Genomic DNA, 21,787 nt, shown 5'->3' with positions numbered 1-21,787 from the left:
GTACCAACGTTACGACGTTGAATTACAGTACCAGTATAAACCTGAATACGCTCTTTATTTCCTTCAACAATTTTAACGTGAACGCTAATTGTATCTCCAGCCTTAAATTCAGGCTGTGTTTGTCTCTTGCCAGCAAATTCTGCTTCGACTAACTTAATCAAATCCATTGGTTTGTTATTTACTTGATTATCAAATGTTTATACGTTTAGTGAAGCGGCTGAACCGTACAAAGCCCAGCATTCTCCTAATCGGACTGCAAAGTTAATAAATCTTAATCGTAAATCCCAAACAACGAATGAATTTTTCGTTTGTTGTATTTGCTGTGACTAAAGTATAAAAAAAATAATTACTTGTAAAGTTTTATTGAAAAATTTACAAAAAAAATTTTATTCAGCCAACGATTCGCCTGCATACCATCTTTTCTTGAACCAAAAAGCCACATTGACTAATAAGATTAGAGCAGGCACTTCGACCAATGGGCCGATTACACCCGTAAAGGCTTGCCCGCTATTAATGCCAAAAATACCGATGGCAACTGCTATCGCCAGTTCAAAATTATTTCCAGTTGCGGTAAACGAAATGGCAGTGTTTTTTGAATAATCTGCTCCGAGTTTTTTGCCAAGAAAAAAACTTACGACGAACATTATCAAAAAATAAATAACTAAAGGTATTGCAATTTTGAGTACATCGAAAGGAATTTGTACGATTAATTCACCCTTCAAGCTAAACATTAGCACGATTGTGAAAAGTAAAGCAATGAGCGTAATCGGCGAAATAAATGGAATATATCTGGTATTGAACCATTCTAAACCTTTCCATTTGATTAAGGAGTATCGACTGACGATGCCCGCAAAAAAAGGAATTCCGAGATAAATAAGCACACTTTCTGCAATTTGACTAATCGTAATATTGATTTCGGTGCTTTTTATTCCAAAATAAGGTGGTAAAACCGAAATGAACAAATAGGCATAAATGCTGTAAAATAAGATTTGAAAAATGCTGTTGAGAGCAACTAAACCTGCTGCATATTCTCGGTTGCCGTCAGCGAGTTCGTTCCACACAATAACCATTGCAATACAGCGAGCAATACCAATCAGAATTAATCCCATCATGTATTCGGGCTGGTCACGAAAGAAGATTATCGCTAAGAAAAACATCAAAATTGGTCCAATTACCCAATTAAGTAAGAGCGAAACGGATAAGATTTTGGTATTTTTGAAAACTTCACCCATTTGTTCGTAACGGACTTTTGCTAACGGTGGATACATCATCAAAATTAACCCAATTGCCAACGGGATATTTGTTGTTCCACTGGAAAATGAATTGATGAATGCAGAAGAATCTGGTATAAAATAGCCAATTCCGACGCCCAGAAACATGGCCAGAAATATCCAAAGTGTAAGAAATCGGTCGAGGAAGCTGAGTTTTTTTCTCTGCGTTGGGTTACAATTGTTTGCACTCATGATGTTTTTTATTATCCGTACTTTTTAATAATTGCCATTTGTCCTGCATGATAAGTTGTATGCGAGACAATCCGACCAAAAGCTTCGGCTTTGGTTTTTGTTCCAAATTCTTGGGTCGAAATACTCGTTTCCCAATCTTCATCGCTTTGTTTTTCGATGATTGATTTTAATGTTGCGAATGATTGATTGACGTAGTCAACTAACTCTGTCAAGTTTGTCCACTCACCAGTATCTTTTTTGTCGATAACTGTTTTGGCAATTACTTTTACGGTGCTATCGCCAAAGACATTTTTTGCAAAAAGCAGCTCCACATCACCTATGTGTCGAATCAGAAAACCAATACTATTGGGCGAGGGATTTAGTTTCTTGGTTAAATCCTCTGATGTTAGATTTTGTAACTGATTAGAAAATCGAGTGCGGGCTTCTACCCATAATTCGAGTAAAATTGCTGTTTTGGTTTTCATGTTTTTGCTTTTTAGTTTATTTCACCAGCGAGAAAGCATAGAGTGTTTCGGTGGCAATTTGTTTGAATCTTCTTAGATAAGTTTCGTCTTGCTGGGGTGTTCCATCCGATTTCTTTGGGTCTTCGTAGGTTGTACCGATTCGTAAGGCAACTCCAGGAATAAAAGGACAATTTTGTTCGGCATCTGAGCAAGTCATAATGGCCGCAAAGTCAGTTTTTGGATTAGCTTCGTGGTCATAGACTTTTGAAAAACAAGTTGTGCTTAGATTATTCCCGAACTTAACTTGGTAAGTCGGGTTTACTTCTTTTTCATCAGAAATTATATTGAAACCAAGTGTTTTTAGTGCATTAATGGCATTCAGATTGAATGCCGTTGCTTCCGTTCCTCCCGAAAAAGTAGCTACCTTATCTATGTTATAATAAGCCGCCGAAATGGCTGCCGCTACTTGCCCAAAATGGCTTCGTCGGGAATTATGCGTACAGATATAAACAAGATTGATAGCCTCATTTTTATCGTATCTTGCCTGAATATAATTGCTTATTTTTTGCAATAAATCTTTTCTTTCGTCTGGAATTGTTGCAAAATCTTGCTCGATGTTTTTTAAAAAACTTCTGATTGATTGATACATTTTTTGAATTTTAGGTCAAAAGATTAGCAACATCCACCACCTGGGGTGCAGCAAGCCGAGGCACTTGCAGCTACTTGCGAAAGGTTTACTTTTAATTTTTCGGCAGGAATACCGCACGAATCTTGTGCCAAACAAGCTGTTTGTTTGCTCAAAAGCATGAAATCTTGGCCATTAAAGCCCAGTTCGTATTTTCCGATGGTTTCGGCTTGATATTCTACTTCGATTTCGAGGTCTTCCATACCCAAAACTTTCTCTGAAAGTGCAATAATATCAAGTAATTTCTTTGGTTTTAGGCGGTGTTCGGTATCGTTAGCATTCCATAATTGAAAATTGGCTACTTTTTCGTTGCGAACAGTTCCGCCACAATCAATAAAATGCTTTGTGATGACTCCAACTTCGGTCACATGGAAATGTTCGGGAACTTGTGTGCCATTTTCGAGTTGAAAATTTACACTTTCTGCGGTATGTAGTAACTGTTTGACTTCTGAGAGTTTCATTGCTTTAAAATTTAAGTTTGATTAACAACATTTATTTTGGATTGGCTGCATTGGACTAAATAACCCTTGAATTTTACTAAAAACTGGCTCGTTGATACAATAGCAAATGGCATTTCCTTCGATGTTACCCTTGATGATTCCTGCGTTTTTCAACTCCTTCAAATGCTGCGAGATGGTTGGCTGTGCCAATGGTAACTCATTCACAATATCATTACAAATACAAGCATTCACTTTCAATAAATACTCAATAATGGCTACACGAGCTGGGTGAGCAATAGCTTTAGCAAGCATCGCTATTTCATTTTGGTTTTCGGTAAAAAGGTCGGTTTTTGTAAGCCCCATTTGAAAGTATATTTTTATATTGCAATATTACGATATAGATTTTGTTTAAAAAAGAGAAATCGTAAATTTCTCCTGTTTTCTAAGTGAGGACACTCTTTAGCGTTCGCTTTTAAATGTCCAAGCCACAATTCTGCTAATTTTTTGCCCTTGTGCCATATTGATAGTTTTTATTTCGATGGCGTTTACTTTTTTTAGATAATAATAAATGCTCGGTAAATGCTCTTTTTTTGAAATCAAGCTCGTAAACCAATTAATTTGCTGACCTATTTCTTTACTTTCAAAAATCATATTTCTGACGAATGTTTCTTCTCCACCTTCGCACCAAAGTTCAGCATTTTGCCCACCAAAATTGAGTTTGTTTTTGTCTTTCAGACCTAAATTTTTAATTTTTCTTTGGCTTCCAGCCGCCGCTTCTTCAGCCGAAGTATGAAATGGCGGATTGCAAATCGAAACATCAAAAAACTCATTGGGTTTTAAAATACCCTCAAAAATATGTTTGTTTGAAGGCTGCAATCTACATTCAATCTTGTCGGTTAGAACGCTATTACTTTTAATGATATTTTGAGCCGATTTGATAGCAGTTGGGTCAATATCAGTACCAACAAAATCCCAGCCGTAGGCTTGTGAACCAATGATTGGATAGACACAATTTGCACCTACTCCAATATCTAAAACTTTAATTTTTTTTCCAATTGGAATTTGCTTTTGGTTGTCATCGGCCAGTAAATCTGCAATATAATGAATATAATCAGCACGCCCAGGAATAGGCGGGCAAAGGTAGTTTTTGGGAATATCCCAAAGCGAAATTTGATAAAAATGCTTGAGAATGGCTCGATTGAGCGTTTTCACGGCATCGGGATTGGCAAAATCAATGCTTTCATCACCGAATTTATTGATACTAACAAATTTTTCTAATTCTGGACAAGATACAATTAGTGCCTTGAAATCATAGCGAAAACGGTGTGGATTTCGGGGATGAAGTCCAGATTTTTCGGTTGAATTTGTTGGTTTTTGCTCTTTTTGCTTTCCTTTTCCGTGCATACACTGATTTTTTAGACAAAGTACGGCTATAAATTTCAGAAACAAAAATAGCACACTCCCTAAAATAGAGGTGTGCTATGCGTTTTTTTAACTAACCCTAAACTAATGAATTTTTTGAAATTTATCTTTAAGATGCTTGAAACTCATTCAAGTAAAAGCCGACTCCGAAAAGCCGACTTTTGATACTTACTTATTTCATGGCTACTAAGTGATTACAAAGTTAGCTGCTTTTAATTAACTTGCATAGCGTTAAAATACTGCAATCAGTAGGGGTTTTTACTTGATTTTTAAGTTTAATGCGAAGCTGGGAAAATGTTTTTGGGGCGAAAAGATATATTCGTATATTCACAGATAAAATTATCTATGCAGTACAACAAACTAAAGATTGAAGATGAATATTCAAGGAAAAGTAAACGAACAGATGACTTATGATGCTATTGTGGTAGGTTCGGGAATTTCGGGTGGCTGGTCGGCGAAAGAATTATCAGAAAAAGGATTAAAAGTTTTGATGCTTGAGCGTGGAAGAATGATTGAACACGTAAAAGATTATCACACGGCTATGACGCCTCCGTGGGAGTTTCCGCATCATAACTTAAAGATGTCGGATAAAGAGTTGGAAAAATATCCAGTTCAAAATCGCACAGGTTTTGCCGTAACGGAAGCCACTGCTCACCATTTTGTGAATGATTTGGAAAATCCTTACGTAGAAGAAAAACCTTTTGATTGGATTCGTGGCTATCATGTTGGTGGACGTTCGTTGATGTGGGGAAGATATTCTTTTCGTTTCTCTGACTTAGACTTTGAGGCAAATGTCAAAGAGGGAGTTGGGGTAGATTGGCCAATTAGATATAAAGATATTGCACCGTGGTATGACCACGTGGAGCGTTTTGCAGGAATTGCAGGAAACCGTGATGGATTGCCGCAATTACCCGATGGGATTTTTCAGCCTGCAATGCCTGATAATTGTATTGAAGGCCATTTTAGAGCGACAATTAACGGGAAATTTGATGATAGAAAAGTGATTTCGGCACGAGCAGCACATTTGACTGCTCCAACCGAAGAACAACTGGCTTTGGGACGTGCCAAATGTCAATACCGAAATCTTTGTATGCGTGGGTGTCCGTTTGGAGCTTATTTTAGTAGTCAGTCGGCTACGATTCCTGCGGCTCGTAAGACTGGAAATTTGACGATTCGTCCGCATTCAATAGTAAATTCGATAATTTATGATGAAAAGGCAGGGAAAGCTTCGGGCGTAAGGGTGATTGATGAACAAACTAACGAATGGTTAGAGTTTCATGCAAAAGTGATTTTCTTAAATGCTTCGGCTTTGGGTTCGACTTTTATTTTGATGAATTCAACATCGAATCGTTTTCCGAATGGCATGGACGATAGTGGTCAACTCGGACATAATTTGATGGACCATCATTTTCATGTAGGAGCAAATGGCGATTATGAGGGCGATTTAGATAAAGTTTATTACGGCCGTCATCCCGCAGGGCTTTATATTCCACGTTTCAGAAATGTGAATGGTGATAGGCAAAATTTCAAGCGAGGCTACGGATTTGAGGTGTATACTTGGCGAGAAGGTTGGGGAAGTGCCGCTGAAATGGATGGTTTTGGGGTAAATTTTAAAGAACAAAATACCCAATTTGGCAACTGGAAGATGATTTTAGATGCTTTTGGCGAATGTCTGCCTTATTACGAAAACAAAGTTTCGTTGACTGATGAGAAAAAAGATAAATGGGGGCAACCTGTTTTGAAATTTGATGCCCAACATCGAGATAATGAACTTGCGATGCGAAAAGATGCCCAAGAACAAGCAATTGCAATGATGGAATCGGCTGGTTTTAAGAATATCGAAGGCTTTGATGCTAAAGCTACCATTGGATTAAGTATCCACGAAATGGGAACTGCACGTATGGGAAATGATCCAAAAACATCGGTCTTTAATAAATTTAACCAACACCATGCAGTGAAAAATGTATTTTGTACAGATGGGGCAGCCATGACCTCTTCGCCTTGTCAAAATCCATCTTTGACTTATATGGCTTTTTCGGCACGTGCAGCTAATTATGCGGTAGAGGAGTTGAAGAGGATGAATTTATGAGATAAAATATTTGTATAAACAAAACGAGCGTTACATTTTGTAACGCTCGTTTTGTTTCAATGCTTCATAATTCGATAGGTTTGAGAGAGCTTATCGGTATTGACTTTTATTAGATAGACACCTGAATTATATTGGCTAAAATCTAAACTTTGTTTATGCTGCGTTTGGCTTTGGGTATAAGTTCTACTATCGAGTAGTTTGCCCATACTATTATAAGTTTCTACGACTGTTGTGGTGTTTAGACCTGTTAAATCAATATTTAATTGGTTAGCGGTTGGGTTTGGATAGATTTGAATGAGATTTTGAATAGGGTTTTCGTTGGCTAAGATTAAATCAACGGTGAATTCACCTGCGATTACTTTTCCAAACTCGCATGCCTCATTAAATACCTTTGAAATTCTATAAACATTTGATTTTTCTGGCTTGAGTTCCAAATTAAATTCGTTTGTATAAATTAATTTCGGCTTATAGTTTTTAAAATTCTCAGTACTATCGATTTTAGTTGGTAATCCATTATAAGCAAAATTTCCATCTTTATCAATAACAGAAATCGCCCAAGGAGCATTGCCAGTGAGTTTTACGACAGCGTTTACTTTATCACCATTGGCAAATTGAGTATTACCTGTCAAACTCGCAGTTGGTAATTCATTTATCGTAATTGGATTTTTCAACGGTGTACTTAAAATTGTATTATCTTCAGAAACACCTTTGATTCGATAGCTATTACCAGCAGTAGCATTTTCTGGCAATTGATACCATAGCCTAACAATTTTAAAAGTTGCTGAATCTTGAACTATCAACGATTTTTCAGTTTTTACAACAGTATAATTGCCCCCTGACATATCTGATAACACCACAGAATATTTCGATAGATTGAGGTCTTTACCAAAAACTTTTATGTCTAATGAATCTTTAGTTCCAGCACAAAAGACAAAATAATTGGTATAGTAAGAGCCATAATCGCCTTTACTTCTTGGATAGCCCACGGTTTCGATTCTTTGGTCAGATTTGGGCAAAACGGTGATGGTAGCAGAACCAAAAGCTTTTCCTTCACCACAAGCACTTTTTATTGAATTTATTGAAAACGTTTCAGTTTTGAGGGGCGAAAGGCTGAAATTTTGACTGTTACTACTATATTTATTGCCATTACTCAACTGGAAATGATAATCAATACCACCAACTAATGAAACGGTATCTTTAGAAGTGGCAAGGTTTTCTCCTTTTTGGTTCAGCGGTTCGATGTATAAAGTTGCTGTATTACCGACAAAAATCTCAGTACTTCCGCTCAATGCTATATTTGGTGCTGCAGCGATTGACAAATACGAAATATCACTATCCAGATTGAGTTTTGCTTGGAGATTTTGAAGTGAATCATAGGCAATATTCTGACCTGATTTATAAATTTTACTTCTACTCTTCTTACGAATTTGAATAAAGTAATTACCAGAATTAACGTCAACTGGCAATTTTGCCGAAATCTTTTGAGGATTATTTTTGAAAGTAACCAACTCTTGATTGTATGATGCCTTAGCGTTTGTGTGCAAATAAAGTCCCATGAGCGTATCTTTAGGAAATGCTCCGAAGTAACTCAAATCCATACTTATACTATCTCCACTACAAAAAGTGTTACTCAATAAAGTATTGCTAAATTGCTGTCGGACTGCTGGCGAAACTACGATAGTTGCATTTCCTTCGGCTTTACCTTCTCCGCACTGATTATAAACTGATTTTACCGAATAGTTGGTGGTAAAAGCTGGAGAAAAGTATTTACCATAGTTTTGCAAAACAATTTTATAATCGTTGTTATTTTCTGTACGAACTGAACTGTAGTAAAGACCAAAGTCATAGTTTGAGTAGGTCTGACCGTTATTTAGAATAACATAAAAAGCGGTATTTCTCTCAAATTTACTATCAAGATATAAAGAAGCACCCGGTAAGCCCACTACTTCTGTTTGATTATTCGAGGCACTCAATTTGACATTTGGCTTCTGCTGAATAGTATAACTCAAATAGTTATATTGTGAAGTAATGTTATTTGTCAATGATTTTATTCTATATACATAATCGCCTGACAAAGTATCGGGTAGTGTGTATGTAAGCATTTGTTTCTGTTTGGTTGTTGGCACATCAAAAAATTTAAGCTTCTTGAGTTCTGGTGCCAATCCATCTACTGAATTATATTTTGCAAGCTGAATAACTAAAGAATCCTTAGTTGGCGTTTTACCATAATATTGAAGCTCAGTTACTCGCTGAGTACCCGCACATGGAGAAATAGGAAGGAAGTTTTTGGAATTATCTTCAAGATTGTAGATAACCGTAGGTACTCCTACAATTTTATATTTCTTGTTAACTTCAACCACTCCACAGCTATTTGATGCACTATTAAAGGTTAATAGTGTGTCTTTAGTCGAACTACTTACATAATCTGAATAGCTGGAATAAGAATTACTTTGGTAAGTAGGCTTATACGGCTTTCCGTTAACGGTAAACATCAAATTACTACCGTAACCATTAAATTGAAAGTAGGTTTGAGCATTTGTGTTGGGTACACTAATGATTTCAGTGTTATCATCAAGTACTGTTGAACTTGATACCTGATTGGTACTAAAAGTTAAATTATTTGGTTTTGCTTCAAGTGTTATGCGAACTGTATTTGATACAGACCCATTACTTTCTATCCAAACATCAAAAAAGTATTCAGACTCGTTGGTTGATGCTTTAACTTGCAACTTCTCAGTTTCACTTACAATCGTTGCGGTATTTTTGATGTTATTATTACCGTAATATGTACGAATATACACCTTAAATGTGTTTTTCTCAGGCCAATTTCCAGTTTTGAAAAATGGAATATCAAAGAGAGCTCCTCGACACACGGTTTTTAAAACTTTCGATTCGTCGATTACGAGAGATGGTTTCTTTTCATCCATTATAATCTTTGTTTCGCCCGATACACTGCCCAAAGCACAAGTATTTTCGACGGAAGTAAACTTTAGTGTTTCATTTTTTTGTGCCAAAACTCTAATAAAATTTGTATTCCCGTTTAATAATTTACAAGAATTACAGTCAGGTCTGGTATGATTCAAAGTTCCCTCCTGACCATTTGATAGTTTATAACTGATAGATGGACCACCCGAAAACTTAATTGGCAGATTGATATAACCCGTTTTTTCGGCAGTTACTGATGGAGTCGTCAGCGAAACAATCGGGTTTAAATTTATTTGTGGAATACGAAAATTACCTGTATTGCTAACTCTTAAATTAGAACTATTGCCAGAAGCATAGACACTCACAAATACATCTTCAATCATAAGCTTGTCTGTTTTGAACTGTGACAATAGCTGTTCATTAAGGTTGCGGGGAATTTGTACTGACACTGTTTTGTTTTCTTGGTCAACGATAATTGGCGGATTAGTAACATTGGCATAGACATAGTTATTATTAGCGGTGTTCAAGTCTCTTGCGTATGCTTGTATGTATGCAATAAACCTAATGTCATTATTTTTAGCTGGATTTGAAGAATTATAAGTATAAACCACTGTTTGTCCTTGACATACTTCTTTTTGCTTTGTATCAAACTCAACCGTAACAAAATTATTTGGTTGTATCGTAATGGTTGGCTGCCATATTGGTATTTCACCACATGAACTAACTATTTTACTAAAGGTAAATACAGTGTCTTTTTGTGGCATCGGAAAACTCCAAGTTCCATCAATTAAATCTGAAGAGGTTATTTTCTGGCCGTTTATAATTGCCTCAACAATCGTACTATTATAATTTGAGCTATTCGATACGAAGTGATTAAAATAAACTGCAAGTTTATCACTCTGCGTTACAGAAAGTGACGGGATAATAAAAGCAGGTTTTGGTTTTAAAAGAAACTGGACCCTGTTACTCGTCATTTTGGGCGAATCACTTACTAATCGGAAGTACATCCAGGTATCTAATAAAACTTTATCTGGAACATCAATAATTACTCTTTGATTGGCATCCAATTTCACATCTACTGTTGAAGTAGTAGCTTCACTAAAGTAATAATCAGACGAAAACTGAAGCTTTAGCTTGGAGTTGGCAGTGAGAGATTTTGATTCAACCTCAAGATTTATTTTCGAGCCAACACAAATTACATTATAAGCCTCTGAACTTTTGATAAATATTTTTTCAACAAAATTCTTTTTGATAACCGTAGCATCTCCATCAATCTTACCTTTGGTGCCACAATTATTTATAAATTCTTCAATCTTGTAAACATTTACCGAATCTTTGGGTATCACAAGAACATTGGAAGTAAAAGGAAGACCGTACACGTTTTGTTGGTAATTATTCCCATTAGAAAGTTTAATGTTGTAGGTTGTGCTGTTATTTACTCGGTAAGATTGGTTATTTGACTGACTTACTATATAAGCCAACGGAGTTTGTGGATTATTCTGAAAATAGGCTGTCTCCTGTTTAAAACTTACATCAAAAGGAAGCTTACCAACGCCAAAAACTATTTCATAAGGTGAACTTGTAACCAGTGCAGGATTGGTAGAAACCATTCGTAGTAGATAAGATTTTCCAAATTTTAGCGTGTCAGGAAGTAAGAATTGGGCAGTCCCTGTGCTTTGAATATCAGTTTTTATGGCTTCAATTCTTGCATATTTTTTTGTAGAGCCATTGGCTGCAATTTCGAGATAATACTTGTTATTTTCACCAAAAACCATATTTTGACCGTCATTCTGATTTGAATAGGCATATATTCGACCATTGATTAAACGGTCGCCACACTCAAGACTCATACCCGAAGGTGAATAAAAATATGTAGAAACGTTACTTGACGAAGTTTGTGCGTTTACTCCAAAAAATAAGCAGATTAATAAAATAAAAAGTGTAGATTTTAATTTCATAAACAGTTGGTTTGATTTTGACCTCAAAGTTATGAAATAAAGGAATTTAAAAAAAGGCACCTCAAAAAGTACTAAGAATTATTGAAGCGTTTAAGAGAATTTATTTTTAAATCTCCTCCACAACCAAAACTGCACTTTTATTCAATCTCCCAAACAAATGCGGAAAAAGTTCATTATTTGTAGCCTGCTCAAACTTCAACTCTGCCGAAAGCTTTTCAGTATCTATATGAAGTTTTAGTAAATCAGTTTGTCCAGAATAATATCTCCCTAAAACACCTAAAACTTGTTCGGCAGTACTTAAATGAATGAAGGTTTCTTCATTGAAAGTCGGACTTTCATAATAATCTAAATCTTCAAATGTAGCCCACCAAGATTTGGTTGTGATATGATATATTGTTGCCATTTTATTGTTTTTGTTTCTAAAATACACAAAATAGAATTTTGTGTTATAAAAAACGCCCATTTTTGGGCGTTTTTGAAATTTATAAGTTTATTGGAAACTGAGCGTAGTCAGATTTAAGCTTTTACTTTTCCCCAACCCATCGTCGAAACCATCCAATCGGGTAGTGGTTTTTGAGTTTTGCGTTTTTTGAGGTTTAAATACCAACCTATTTTCTTTAGAATTGGCACTCGGTGTGTTTCTACAAATTCAATCAATGTTCCGTCAGGGTCTTCTAAATACGTAAAACGTCCGCCTGCTTCGCCCATATCAAATGTTTCGCCATTATCATTGCTATCAACAGTAAAGGGGAAACCATTTTTGGCACATTTTTCTTTCAAAATATTCATATCAAGTGTATCAAAACACACGTGAATAAAGCCTAAATCTCCCCAACTTCTACCTTTAAATATCGTATTTGGTGTGCCTTCGAGTGCTTGAACTAATTCAATTTCAACGTTTCCGAGTAATCTACTAAAGGCACCAGTATTATTCATAGGCTTTTTCAGTAAAACTCTGCGGAATTGCTTTTTATCGGCATTTAGTTCTTTCAAATCTTCAAATGTGCCAGTTTTATCATAAGCTAACTCATTTATTTCCAATACATCTCTATATAATTTGAGAGCTTTGTCAATATTACTCACGCCGATGATTACGCCCAAAACACCACCCGTGATACTCTCTTTGGGTTTAAACCATGAATCATCTTGAACAATTTGGAGTTGATTGCCGTAGCTATCTTTAAGCCAAGCGGTTGGTTTCCCTTCGGGCGATTGTGTAGTTGAGATTTTCTGACTATCTGCAAATTGCTTTACATCAGAACATTTGATTTTCACGGCAAAAATACCCAAATCTCCCACTTGTGGTTCGAAATCTGCTGCTAATGGTTCGGGGCGATTCGATTGCCAGATTTCGGCACCACCACCACCAGCCATATTGAGTGCTAAAATTGCTCGACGTTGGCGAATATTGCCTTTTGTGTAGCGAGTCATGAGGGTTGCTTCTGCAACATCATCAAAGAGAGGAACATTCAGCCCCAGAGTTTTATTATACCAACTAAATGCTTCTTGGGCATTTCGCACACCAATTCCAACTTGCTGAATTCCACTAATCAATTCTGACATAAAATATTAAATAGGAGTTTTTAATGATTTTTACTCTATGACATCCTGAGAGTAAATTTCCCCTACACACATCATATTTCATCATCGGTAATCTAACATTTTGCGGTATGTTTCTGTCATTTCTTGCTGAGAAGCCTTTCCACTCAGAAACATTCGCATGACTTTAAAATTTGCTTTCTGAACCCGAAGATAGGAATTAGTTTTGTATTTTCGGGCAGAAACGATTACATTTTTAGGAATAATCTTAAATTTCAGCACTTTATTTGCTCGGATAATAAATTCGTAATCTTCCATGATTTGGTAATCTTCTCTGAATTTTCCAACTTTCATGAAATCTTCTTTGCGAATAAAAAGTGTTTGGTCGCCACCCCTGCACCAAATAAAAGGTAAGCGTGTAAAGAAGGCATTGACTTTTAATAGCCAATCATCGACATCAAACTGATAGCGATAGCAGCCAAAATCATGACCTGTGGACATTGCTTTCGCAATATCTGAACAATAATCAGGATTTACTTTTGTATCGGCATGAACAAAATAAAGAATATCACCAGTTGCAACTGAAGCCCCAAAATTCATTTGTGCAGCTCTGCCTTTTTGGGGCGATTTTATTGAAATCGTACTTAAATTTTGGGCAATTTCATTGGTATTATCGGTTGAATTTGGAGAATCAACAATTATGATTTCATGTAGATTGGTATCTCCGAATTTTTTTAGGGTTTCGATGAGGCAAGCGATATTGTCAGCTTCATTGAAAGTTGGTATGATAACGCTTATTTTCAATGTTTTGCAAATGGTTTATGTAACAAACAAAAAAGTTAATTACGATATTTACGAATTAAATACATTTTAAGATTTTAGGAAAGGAAATCTATGAAAATATTGTCGGTTGAACAAGTTAGAGCGGCTGATGCTTACACGATTCAGCACGAACCAATCGCTTCGATTGATTTGATGGAACGAGCTTCAAGAGCATTTGTCAATTGGTTTTGTAAGCATTTTGAAACTGGGAACTTCAAAGTGAAAATTTTTTGTGGACTCGGTGATAATGGGGGAGATGGCTTGGCAATTGCCCGAATGCTTCAACCTTTGGGTTATGATTTGGAAGTTTTTATGGTAAAATATTCCGAGAAATCTTCGGAAAACTTTCAGATAAATCTAAAACGTTTAGAAAGCCAACTAACGATTAATTATATTGAAAATGAACAATTTATGCTCAATTTTGCTAAAAACGATATAATTATTGATGCACTTTTAGGCTCTGGACTTTCTCGTTCGATTGAGGGTTTGCTGAAATCAGTAATTGAAAAAATAAATTGTAGTGAAACCTCTATCATTTCAGTTGATACGCCTTCTGGTTTGTTTGCAGATAAGTCAAATGATTCAACCGATGCCATTATTAAAGCTACTTATACAGTAGCTTTTCAATTACCAAAATTAGCTTTCATGTTGCCACAAAATGAAGAATTTGTAGGTGATTGGCACATTGTTGATATTGGTTTACACCCAAATTTTATTCAAAGTACTGAAACGCAATTTTATTTTTCAACACCAAAAGAAGTTGAGAAGCTGATAAAGCCACGCAAGAAATTTTCTCATAAAGGAACATTTGGTCATGCTTTGTTGATTGCAGGAAGTCACGGAATGATGGGTGCGGCTGTACTTGCAGCTCGTGCATGTATGCGTTCGGGTGTCGGGAAACTTACTGTACACTCTGTAAAATCTGGTTTGCCAATTATGCAAACGCTTTTGCCCGAGGCGATGTATTGGGAGGCTTGGAATAGTAAAAGTGCTGATTTTATTGCTACTAACTTTCATGTTGATGATTTCAGCAATAGTTTTCAAGCAGTTGGAGTTGGACCAGGAATTGGAGTTAACGGAATCATTAGAACGAGTTTAGAAAAGCTCTGCGAAATTTGTCGAGATTTAGCAATTCCGATGGTGTTAGATGCCGATGCTCTTAATAATTTTTCGACAGAGAAAGGGCGGTCAGCAATGAAGAAAATTCCAGAAAATTCAATCCTAACTCCACACCCAAAAGAATTTAGAAATCTTATTGGTAAATCTTGGAAAGACGATTATGAAAAATTAGAATTTTTACGAGAGTTTTCTGTAAGAGATAAGCTAATTATTTGTCTGAAAGGAGCAAATACTGCCGTTGCTTTGCCCGATGGAACAATTCATTTTAATTCTTCAGGAAATGCAGGAATGGCTACCGCAGGCAGTGGTGATGTGCTTACGGGAATAATAACGGCGTTATTAGCACAAGGTTACGAACCAAAAGAAGCTGCTATTTTAGGAGTTTATCAACATGGAGTGGCAGGTGACTGTGCCGCCGAAAAATTTGGTATGACAAGTATGATGGCCAGCGATATTATTGAGAATATTAGATTTTAATAAAGAACAGGTTTCACAGTTTATCAAAGATATAAGTTAAAGAATGTAGGTTTTAGCATTGCAGATTTCTGTATCAAAAATAATAAGCCCCTCAACTTTATTATCAAGTTGTATTATCATTTGTCCTTCGTTATTCCAAACAGCAGAGTTTCCAGTACTTACAAAATCATCAGCAGAGCCAACCGAATTTGCCATCAACACTATCATATTTAGATTTTTGGCAATTGTAGGGTAATGAAAATTAGCTTTTTCAACGCCTTTAGCAGATTTTGCTACACTTGCCAAGTATATATTTGCTCCATTAGTAGTGGCATTGGTTGAATGTTCAATTTGTAAAGATTCGTAGCAAATTGCTGGAGCAATTTTGTGGTTTTTGTATGAAATAAAAACTTGCTGTTCTCCATTCACAAAATACGGATATTCATCAGCATGAAGAATTTGCTTTGAATAAGTTTGCTTTGAAGTATGCGGCTGGAATATTACCATACTGATGCGAACACTCGCTTGGTATTGAGTTGGAATTCCAACGCAAATGATAATCTGATTTGCGTCACTTATTTCTTGAAAAACAGCTAATCGGTTATCGCCTTGAGCAGTAGCCAATTCTTTTGCCAAAGTAGGTTCGTAGCCAGTCAATGACAATTCAGGAAAGAAAATCAGGTCAGCACCTTTTTCGAGAGCCAAATTAATGAAAACAATATGTTTTTGAATATTACTTTCAATATCGCCTTTGATTGGTTTTATTTGAGCGGAACAGAGTTTCATGAGAGTAAAAATAGAAAGACATCCCGAAAATAAGTATTTCAAGATGTCTTTCTAAATAATCATGATATTTTTCTACAAAATCACAAACTCAACTCTACGATTCATCTTGCGGCCATCTTCGGTGTTATTATCTGCGATAGGTTTTGTATCGCCGTAGCCTTTGAATTGGATTCTGAAACCCGCTATTCCCTTACTAATCAGATACTCACGCACATTATAGGCTCGTTCAAGTGAAAGGCGTTTATTTTGGGTTGGGTCGCCAACATTGTCAGTATGGCCTTCAACAACTATCGTCATTTTAGGGTCTTCTTTTAACATTTTCAAAAGCCCATCGAGTTGTTCGTACGAATCTGGTAAAAGTTTCGATTCTCCAATTTCAAACAAAACTTTATCGAGTCTAAATTTATTTTCTTCGATTTTTACGGGACTATTTTCTTTTATTTCTTCTTTTGCAACCTCTACTTTCGGTTCTGGCTTTGGAGCTTCTTCTTTTACAGGCTCTGGTTTTTTGACTACTTTTTCAACTGGATTTAGATATATGCTCTGCGAAAACTGTTGGCTTTTACCAATTTTAGATAAATCCATGCTTTCTTGAGCATTCTCATAGCCTTTGGCTGAAGCCACAAAAGTATAGGCTTCTGGCTTGATTTTGAATGAGTACTCGCCTGTTGCACTGGTTTTTACTGAATCGGCTTTTTGTATGTCATAATCGAAACGATACAAAACTTTACCTGCTATTGGTTTATTGGTTTTGGAATCAATCAATTTCCCTTTGATTGTCACCAATATTTCTTCCTCTTTTTCTGGCTCAACACTTTTCTTGGCAACTGCTGGCGGAGGAGTTAGTGGATTATTGATATGTACGCCATAAAAATTCCAGTATTTATGGCTGTCTTCGGGGCGATTTTTCCCTTCAATCAAATTGAAAGTTTCGATACCAGCGTCGAGTTTTTCAAAATAAACCGTAAAACGGTATTTTTCACCTGGAAAAACCTGTTTCTCTTCAGGAAGTTCTGGAATACCTGTACACTTAATATATTTGAAGCGTTTACCGTTTCCATTCAAATAACATTTGGGATTAATTGCAATAGTAGCTGCTGAGTTTGTTTGATTTTGATTTGGGAACGGAAACTGAAATTGATAAGAATTGTTTCTTTGCTGAGCAAGTTGATAACTAAACGAAACAATAGTGTAGCTGCCACGAATTTCTACTTTTGTAATATCAGTTTCGTAGCTTGTTTGGTCGTCTATTTCGGGCATTTTCGTGATTAGCTGACCAAAACCATTCAAAAAAGATAGTATAAAGATTGTTATGAATAAGTTTTTCATTGTGTTTAAAATTCGATTTTATTGCACCGAAAAAACGAATGTAGGTGTTTTTTAGTTTATTTTTGGGTGTTAATTTTTGTTAAATCAATTTCGATGAAAAACCTAAACGACTTACTCCAACTCGGCGACCCTCGATTATATGAAGTTTGTGAGCCTGTGTATGAGCATGAATTACCTCAAGTAAAGGAATGGGTGGCGGATTTGCACAATGTAATGGAAGAAATTCGGGCTAAATATCAATTTGGTAGAGGTATTGCCGCTCCGCAACTCGGAGTTATGAAGCGTTTGATATATTTGAATCTCGACCGTCCGATTGTAATTATCAATCCAGTTTTTGAAAATCTAAGTGAGGAAATGTTTGAATTGTGGGATGATTGTATGTCGTTCCCGAATTTATTGGTAAAAGTCAAACGGCATAAACAATTAATAATAAAGTACTTAGATGAAAACTGGCAACCACAAACTTGGCAAGTGGAGGATGCTATTTCCGAACTCCTTCAACACGAATATGACCATCTTGATGGAGTCCTTTGCACCATGCGAGCCATTGATAACCAGTCTTTTAAATGGCGACCGACGCCAGAAAGTTAATGGATAATGATTAATTGTTAATGGTAAATGTTTTCATAAAGTCTCCTTTAGGGGATTTAGGGGTGGGAATTTTGCAAAAGCACCAACCATGCTTCTTTTACTTTATTTTCATTCAATAATTTAGCGGCTTCGGCGTGCAACAAATTGTCGAGAAATGCACAGCCATACATTACTTGTTCGATGATATTTTGCATTGTTGGCGTTGCTCGATATGCTTCAATTTCTGCTTGTGTTGGTAAATTTTCTACATTACCGAGTTGCCCTAAATGATTACCAGTCAATATTTTTGATAAACGAATGTTGGCAGGAATGGCATCATAGCCAATACCGATTTTGGTTGTAGGTTTTTCTACCTCAAACATAGAAATTTCATTGGCACGTACGTACCAGTCTCCGCCCATGCGTGCTACCCAATCGGTCTTTTGTTGGTCGATTTTACCATTTTCTGCAATAATTTCTTTAGAAAAATGTGCCAATATAACTTCACAAATAGCCAGATTCATTGAGCCATATTGCTTGATTTCAAGAACTTTACATTCAAACTGAGCTTTTGATTCTTTAACTCTCGGAGGTTTCACAAAAACCGATTTTTCTTCCGTAAAGCCCGCCTTGATAAATTCATTCGTACCTCGTGGGAACTCCACACTCGAAAGCGACATTTGTTGCACCATGGCGTAATCGACCATATTGATGACTACTTCTGGCACTTCTTCTAAGTTGAGTATTGTATCTTTTTTTGAGTTATCTCGCCCTCGATTATTAGGTGCAAAAACCAAAATTGGTGGATTAATGCCCATAATATTAAAAAAGCTAAATGGGCTGAGATTTACATTACCCATTTTGTCAACTGTACTTGCGAAAGCAATTGGCCGTGGGGCAACTGTTCCTGTTAGATAACTATAAAAAACTCTTGAATCTAATTCTTTTGGGTTTAATGTAAGCATTTCTATAATGAAGAATGTAAAATGAAAAATTGAAGAAAGAAATTTTTACAATCATAAAAATCTAAAAATCATTTCAATCAAAGTTTAGACAATCTTTCCCATAACCTCGCCAAAGCCAACTCTTTTTCCATCTTTTTCACAAAATCCAGCTAAAGTTAGTGTATCGCCATTTTCGAGGTAGGTGCGAGTTTCTCCATTTGTAAGCGTAATTTGATTTTTTCCTGCCCAAGTGAGTTCTAAAAGAGAGCCATAAGAACCAACTTCCGATCCGCTTATTGTTCCTGATGCCAAAATATCACCAATTTTAAGGTTACAACCGTTGACTGTATGGTGGGCAACTTGCTGGGCGATATTCCAGTACATATACTTGAAATTTGTATTCGTAATGGTTGTTTCGTTAAGTTTGGCCGAAAGCTGAATATCAAAATTTCTGATTCCCTCAACTTGCAAATAGGGCAAAGGTTTAGGGTCTTGTGTTGGACCTTGTGCTCTGAATGCTTCTAAAGCGTCGAGCGTAACGACCCACGGTGAAATAGAAGAAGCGAAGTTTTTACCCAAAAATGGTCCAAGTGGTAAAGTTTCCCAACGTTGGATGTCTCTGGCTGACCAATCATTAAAAAGTACCAATCCGAAAACATAATTTTCTGCTTCAGTTGTGCCAATATTTTTGCCATACTCCGAATTTTTACCGATGATAGCACCAATCTCTAATTCAAAATCTAATTCTTTTGTGTATCCAAAAACTGGATTTGGTGAATCCGTAGGTTTGAATTGTCCTTGTGGGCGATAAATGGGCGTACCCGAAACTACAATCGAACTTGCTCGACCATGATAAGCAATTGGAATGTGTTTCCAGTTTGGATAAAGTGGGTTATCGGGACGGAAAATTTTCCCAGCATTGGTTGCATGTTCGATGCTTGAATAAAAATCAGTATAATCTCCGATTTTTACGGGCAAGTGCATTTTCACATCTTCAATTTTATGAAAAATTTGGTTAAAATGCCTTTTTAGTGGAGTGTTTTCTTGTGTCAGCCATTCTTGTAGTTGAAGTCGAACAGCATTTGTGCGTATTTTGCCAAGTCCGATAAACGGATTTAAGCTCGATTGATTACAAATATTTCGGGGAATATTCAGTAAACCTAATTTGCGGGTTTGTTCTAAATCAATGACATAATCACCGATTCTGACACCCACTTGAGGCTTATTTTTGTTTGTACTAAAAATTCCAAATGGGAGATTATATATCGAAAAATCGCTGTTTGGTGCTACTTCAAGCCAAGTATTCATTGTAATTTTGATTTGCAAAAATAGTTTACAAAGTACAGTGTTGTAAACTGATTTTGCAAACCATTAATTATTTGTCGCTCACATTTTTGTGAATCGTATCCATGATTCTGACCAAATGGTCGTAATCTTCATCGGTCAAACTACCCCAAGATTTCCTACGAATTTCTCCAATTACACTTAAAGCACTTTGGTGTAAATTTTCGCCTTCTTCGGTCAAATAAATATTAAATTTTCGTCGGTCTTCGTCGGCCATTTGACGTCTGACCAAGCCTTTTTCAACCAATAAATCTAAGATTCGGGTGATGGTTGGGGCATCTTTTGCGGTATCAACCGCCAAATCATTCTGACTAATTCCTGCTTTGGGTTTGATGTGGTCAATTACCACCCACTGGTCAACAGTAAGGTCAATCCCGCCATCAGTCAAGCCCTTTTGCATAAAACTGCGAATACGCTTGATGGTTGTATCAATCTTGAAATAGTACGAACGCTTATCTGAGTGTGTCATTTATTTTAAATTCAGTCTTTATCTACTTTTATTGCTTTGGGTTTATAATTTGAACCCATATCAAATTTGCCAACTTTTAAAGCTTTGCAAATTAAATTCGGTATTAATCTTATGAACTAAAGCATTTATATTACAAAAGTAGAAAAAACCTTCAATTATTGATACACTAATAATTGCCGTTCTAAAATTTCTTCAAAATTTTTAAGTGATTGAAAGAGTTGTTCGTAAGATTCTATCACAAAATATTTTTTCTGATAGGCATCTATTTTTACTTCGGTTTTCAAAATTTCTTCGATGCAATATGGCACTCGTTCGGGTATTCCGCTACAAAGGCTATAAACACTTTCACCACTTGAAGAAATAATACCTCCACCATAAATTTTTAGTTTATTTCTTTCACGAATTAGTCCAAATTCGACTGTAAACCAATAAAGTTTTTGCAGGAGTTTTATCGCCTCTTCATCTTTGATATACTTGAGCGAAATTGTGCTAAACTCCGCCAAAAAATCGCAAAAAGATTGATTAGTAAGTAGTGGCACATGCCCGAAAGTATCATGAAACATATCAGGTTCTTCCAAATATTCTAATTGTTCCATTTTACGAAGCCAAGTAGAGGCAGGAAATTTTTTATCGGCCAAAAGTTCGAAAAACTCTTTAATTGGCACTAAGCCCTCACATGCCACCACCGACCAGCCCGTCAGTTCCTGCAAGCGAGGATTAGTTTCTTGCTCAAAATCTGGAATGTGGTCAGCCACAAAACCAGCTTTTTCGATTCCTTCCAGATAATCTTCACTGGCAATTGCAGGTAATTTTTGCATTTGCCGCTGGAAAAGCACTTGCCAAACTTCGTGGTCAGCAGGTGTGTATATGTTATAGTTTTGACCCCCAACCCCTAAAGGGGAGTCAAAAAACTGATATTCTGATTTTATATTTTGATTATTCATTGTAATAAATTTAATCGTGTTGAAAGAAGCTCCCCTTTAG

The 21,787-nt window shown here is 36.2% G+C and carries 20 protein-coding genes; 3 read left to right on the top strand and 17 right to left on the bottom strand.

The window, feature by feature from the left end:
• The 7 genes from A6M55_RS04705 to rlmF all read right to left on the bottom strand — a co-directional run.
• Positions 1-167, bottom strand: a 167-nt coding sequence (locus A6M55_RS04705; protein ID WP_156510980.1) for a 50S ribosomal protein L19, incomplete at its 3' end; no start/stop codon positions are given.
• 219 nt (positions 168-386) lie between these two features.
• Positions 387-1,463, bottom strand: coding sequence for an ACR3 family arsenite efflux transporter (gene arsB / locus A6M55_RS04700; RefSeq protein WP_064196711.1), 1,077 nt, complete (start codon positions 1,461-1,463; stop codon positions 387-389).
• An 11-nt stretch (positions 1,464-1,474) separates the two neighbouring features.
• Complete coding sequence (locus A6M55_RS04695) at positions 1,475-1,927, bottom strand: DinB family protein (RefSeq protein ID WP_064196710.1); 453 nt, start codon at positions 1,925-1,927, stop codon at positions 1,475-1,477.
• Between the two features lie 16 nt (positions 1,928-1,943).
• Positions 1,944-2,555, bottom strand: coding sequence for a hypothetical protein (locus A6M55_RS04690; protein WP_064196709.1), 612 nt, complete (start codon positions 2,553-2,555; stop codon positions 1,944-1,946).
• A 23-nt stretch (positions 2,556-2,578) separates the two neighbouring features.
• A complete protein-coding gene (locus A6M55_RS04685; protein ID WP_064196708.1) occupies positions 2,579-3,052 on the bottom strand; it encodes a DUF6428 family protein in 474 nt (157 codons plus the stop codon).
• 21 nt (positions 3,053-3,073) lie between these two features.
• Complete coding sequence (locus tag A6M55_RS04680; protein ID WP_064196707.1) at positions 3,074-3,394, bottom strand: helix-turn-helix transcriptional regulator; 321 nt, start codon at positions 3,392-3,394, stop codon at positions 3,074-3,076.
• Positions 3,395-3,490: 96 nt separating this feature from the next.
• On the bottom strand, positions 3,491-4,435 hold the full coding sequence (gene rlmF / locus A6M55_RS04675; RefSeq protein ID WP_064196706.1) for a 23S rRNA (adenine(1618)-N(6))-methyltransferase RlmF: 945 nt from the start codon (positions 4,433-4,435) through the stop codon (positions 3,491-3,493).
• Between the two features lie 391 nt (positions 4,436-4,826).
• Here rlmF and A6M55_RS04670 point away from each other — a divergent pair, with 391 nt between their 5' ends.
• Positions 4,827-6,542, top strand: a complete 1,716-nt coding sequence (locus tag A6M55_RS04670; RefSeq protein ID WP_064196705.1) for a GMC oxidoreductase — start codon at positions 4,827-4,829, stop codon at positions 6,540-6,542.
• Between the two features lie 56 nt (positions 6,543-6,598).
• Here the strand turns inward: A6M55_RS04670 and A6M55_RS04665 are convergent, their stop codons facing one another.
• The 4 genes from A6M55_RS04665 to A6M55_RS04650 form a co-directional block, all read right to left on the bottom strand.
• Complete coding sequence (locus tag A6M55_RS04665) at positions 6,599-11,425, bottom strand: T9SS type A sorting domain-containing protein (protein ID WP_064196704.1); 4,827 nt, start codon at positions 11,423-11,425, stop codon at positions 6,599-6,601.
• Positions 11,426-11,531: 106 nt separating this feature from the next.
• Positions 11,532-11,828: a DUF952 domain-containing protein gene (locus A6M55_RS04660; protein ID WP_064196724.1), complete on the bottom strand. Its 297-nt coding sequence runs from the start codon at positions 11,826-11,828 to the stop codon at positions 11,532-11,534.
• Between the two features lie 113 nt (positions 11,829-11,941).
• Positions 11,942-12,988: a VOC family protein gene (locus A6M55_RS04655; RefSeq protein ID WP_064196703.1), complete on the bottom strand. Its 1,047-nt coding sequence runs from the start codon at positions 12,986-12,988 to the stop codon at positions 11,942-11,944.
• An 81-nt stretch (positions 12,989-13,069) separates the two neighbouring features.
• Entirely contained in the window at positions 13,070-13,768 is a 699-nt protein-coding gene (locus tag A6M55_RS04650; protein ID WP_064196702.1) for a TIGR04283 family arsenosugar biosynthesis glycosyltransferase, read from the bottom strand.
• 90 nt (positions 13,769-13,858) lie between these two features.
• On the opposite strand from A6M55_RS04650, the gene A6M55_RS04645 reads away from it, so the two are divergent.
• A complete protein-coding gene (locus tag A6M55_RS04645; RefSeq protein ID WP_064196701.1) occupies positions 13,859-15,382 on the top strand; it encodes a bifunctional ADP-dependent NAD(P)H-hydrate dehydratase/NAD(P)H-hydrate epimerase in 1,524 nt (507 codons plus the stop codon).
• A gap of 36 nt (positions 15,383-15,418) precedes the next feature.
• Here the strand turns inward: A6M55_RS04645 and A6M55_RS04640 are convergent, their stop codons facing one another.
• Positions 15,419-16,147 carry a carbon-nitrogen hydrolase family protein gene (locus A6M55_RS04640; protein WP_064196700.1) on the bottom strand — a complete coding sequence of 243 codons (729 nt, stop codon included), beginning with the start codon at positions 16,145-16,147 and terminating at the stop codon, positions 15,419-15,421.
• A 72-nt stretch (positions 16,148-16,219) separates the two neighbouring features.
• Positions 16,220-17,476 carry an OmpA family protein gene (locus A6M55_RS04635; RefSeq protein ID WP_064196699.1) on the bottom strand — a complete coding sequence of 419 codons (1,257 nt, stop codon included), beginning with the start codon at positions 17,474-17,476 and terminating at the stop codon, positions 16,220-16,222.
• A gap of 93 nt (positions 17,477-17,569) precedes the next feature.
• Between A6M55_RS04635 and A6M55_RS04630 the strand changes: the two genes are divergently transcribed.
• Complete coding sequence (locus A6M55_RS04630) at positions 17,570-18,067, top strand: peptide deformylase (RefSeq protein ID WP_064196698.1); 498 nt, start codon at positions 17,570-17,572, stop codon at positions 18,065-18,067.
• 56 nt (positions 18,068-18,123) lie between these two features.
• On the opposite strand, the gene A6M55_RS04625 is transcribed toward A6M55_RS04630, so the two are convergent.
• The 4 genes from A6M55_RS04625 to A6M55_RS04610 all read right to left on the bottom strand — a co-directional run bounded on the left by A6M55_RS04625 (position 18,124) and on the right by A6M55_RS04610 (position 21,747).
• Positions 18,124-19,011: a flavin reductase family protein gene (locus tag A6M55_RS04625; RefSeq protein ID WP_064196697.1), complete on the bottom strand. Its 888-nt coding sequence runs from the start codon at positions 19,009-19,011 to the stop codon at positions 18,124-18,126.
• Positions 19,012-19,095: 84 nt separating this feature from the next.
• Positions 19,096-20,298, bottom strand: coding sequence for a fumarylacetoacetase (fahA, locus tag A6M55_RS04620; RefSeq protein WP_064196696.1), 1,203 nt, complete (start codon positions 20,296-20,298; stop codon positions 19,096-19,098).
• A 67-nt stretch (positions 20,299-20,365) separates the two neighbouring features.
• Positions 20,366-20,803, bottom strand: a complete 438-nt coding sequence (locus tag A6M55_RS04615) for a MarR family winged helix-turn-helix transcriptional regulator (protein WP_064196695.1) — start codon at positions 20,801-20,803, stop codon at positions 20,366-20,368.
• A gap of 155 nt (positions 20,804-20,958) precedes the next feature.
• The gene (locus A6M55_RS04610; RefSeq protein WP_082892925.1) at positions 20,959-21,747 is read right to left on the bottom strand and encodes a phenylalanine 4-monooxygenase; all 789 of its coding nucleotides are present in this window, start codon (positions 21,745-21,747) and stop codon (positions 20,959-20,961) included.
• Positions 21,748-21,787 lie beyond the last annotated feature (40 nt).

The sequence above is a fragment of the Emticicia sp. MM genome (assembly GCF_001649495.1).
The sequence above is the reverse complement of the archived record's forward strand: the minus strand, read 5'-3'. Positions and strand labels throughout refer to the sequence as shown.